Raw genomic sequence first — 2,079 nt, 5'->3', positions numbered from 1 at the left:
GGGGCGATTATGCGGTTAATCACAGTGTGAATATTTACTCTGAAGGTTACTTGGCTTCAATGGCACTTGATTTTAGTTTGCTAAGCGATACGCAACTTGCTCATTCATATAGAGATGTCCATAAAGCGCTTTATCAACAATACAAAATTCCATTAAGTTATAACGTCGCGGACGTGCAATCTATTTTAAAAAACCTTTCTGGTAAAGATTACCAGTCGTGGTGGACTGAATATGTAAACCAACCATTTAGTTTACCTTTTGATGACTTGTTGGCACATGCTGGTTTGATCACGACTTATGGTCAATCTCCTAAAACAGAAGTAGATGCCGGAATGATGTTGTCTGGCTTATATAACGATTTAATCATTGCAAGTGTGCTAAAAAATGGCCCAGCTTGGAATGCGGGTGTTGCTGCCGGAGATGAAATTGTTGCGGTTAATGGTTTAAAGGTTACCGCGGATGGTTTAACTAAACGTCTTAATGATTTTAATGTTGGTGATACGATTAAACTAAGCATATTCAGGGATGAGCGTTTAAAAGAAGTGAGTTTACTCCTAACGGAACAACCCAAAGGTGACTTATCAATTGCGCCTGTGGATAAGGTGACTGATGCGCACAAAGCGTTTTATAAAGCGTGGTTGGGGGTTGAATGGCCGTTTAATGACGAGGGTGAGTGGATTAACACTACTGACTAAATCAACTAGGGCCACAGTGCTCTGAGCACTGAGATACCAACATTGAAGAAAATAAAATGCCCTGATAACAGGGCATTTTTATGTCAAGGATTACACCGGTGGAGCCGTTTCGATAAAAAATGGCTGTTTTTCTATTGTGGCTAAAAATATTTTCAGTTTTGGATAATCTTCGATATCAATCCGTTGGCGGAAAACCGCCCAACTTAAATAACAACCTAAGCGCAATTGCACATCATTAAACGGTCCGTATAGCGGTAGTTCGAATTTTTCAAATTCAGCTAATGTTGCGTTAATGCGTTGTGCTTGTCTGATTGTGTAATCAAAACGCTCAATATCAACGCCATCACGAGATAAGAAAAACAAGTTAATTGAACTGTCTAGCGCAGTATTGATCATGCAAAACTGATCTAGTTCTACCACGGTATCAAGGTACGTTTTTGATGACTTGTGACGGATGTAGCGCAAGATAGCGCTTGAATCCGTTAACGATAGCTCACCATCGTGTAAAAAAGGTACCCGCTTAGTTGGGGATAGCTTTGCGCTGCTAGCCTGATCTGTTTCAATAAATTGATAATCTAATGTTGATTCCAATAAGGCTATTCGGCAATGCCGAACAAAAGGAGACGTAAAGCTACCGTAAAGTTTCATGGGTTACCCTTATGGTATTAGACGCTCTGCTCTAAAGGACCAAATGCTTGATTTACCGCATTGACGAAAGCCACTAACTCACTGCCCATTAAGGCAAAATCAGCGTCTAAACGTGCTAATGGATCTTCAGTACCAACTTCATCATTACCTGCTCTAAACTCTTCAGAAAACTTAAGTCGTTTAATACTGGCATCAGACTGCATCAAAAAGGCAATTGACTGGCCAAAATGTAATGCCAATTTGTGCACTTGCTTACCCGTTGCAATATGGGCAAGTACTTCATCTTCTTGCAGCACTTGTTGTTTGAAGCGAACAATACCGCCTTCATCAGAGTCTGATTTAAGTTCAGCTTCATCCTGCATTTCAAAAGGTGCAGGCGCTTCACCTGCTTGTAACCATTGCGTTAGAGTTGACTCGATTGGTGTGGCATAACTTAGCGGGATAACCGGTAAGCTGCCTAAGGCTTTGCGCAATAACGCTAATAGTTCTTCTGCTTTAGTTGCACTAGAACTATCGACTAAAATCATCTCTAGCTCAGGCATGATAAGAGCATGAGTTTGGCTACGACGAGAAAATGCACGAGGTAATAATGTTGTGGTGATTTCGTCTTTAATGGTGTCTTTTTCTTTTTTAGTGACTTTACGATTTTCTAACTCTTCAATCTCTGCCACTTTTTCATCTAGCGCTTCTTTTATCACTTGACCTGGAAGAATTTTTTCTTCTTTCGTGACACAGA

General features: G+C 40.5%; 3 protein-coding genes. 1 reads left to right on the top strand and 2 read right to left on the bottom strand.

Annotated elements, in window-relative coordinates; genetic code table 11:
- Positions 1 to 695, top strand: a 695-nt coding sequence (locus tag CXF78_RS15130) for a PDZ domain-containing protein (protein ID WP_145991479.1), incomplete at its 5' end; no start/stop codon positions are given.
- A 90-nt stretch (positions 696 to 785) separates the two neighbouring features.
- Here CXF78_RS15130 and CXF78_RS15125 read toward each other — a convergent pair.
- Together CXF78_RS15125 and rdgC are read right to left on the bottom strand one after the other, a co-directional pair.
- Positions 786 to 1,343 carry a glutathione S-transferase family protein gene (locus CXF78_RS15125; protein WP_102037260.1) on the bottom strand — a complete coding sequence of 186 codons (558 nt, stop codon included), beginning with the start codon at positions 1,341 to 1,343 and terminating at the stop codon, positions 786 to 788.
- A gap of 17 nt (positions 1,344 to 1,360) precedes the next feature.
- The coding region (gene rdgC, locus CXF78_RS15120) for a recombination-associated protein RdgC (RefSeq protein WP_102037259.1) at positions 1,361 to 2,079 on the bottom strand (719 nt) is incomplete at its 5' end.

The sequence above is a fragment of the Shewanella sp. 11B5 genome (genome assembly GCF_002836795.1).
Lineage (GTDB): Bacteria > Pseudomonadota > Gammaproteobacteria > Enterobacterales > Shewanellaceae > Shewanella > Shewanella frigidimarina.
Note: the sequence above shows the minus strand (reverse complement) of the source record. Positions and strands in the feature narration are given on the sequence as shown.

Excerpts from the sequence above, each read along its gene's own strand:
- CXF78_RS15125 (WP_102037260.1), bottom strand. The coding sequence starts at position 1,343 with ATGAAACTTTACGGTAGCTTTACGTCTCCTTTTGTTCGGCATTGCCGA.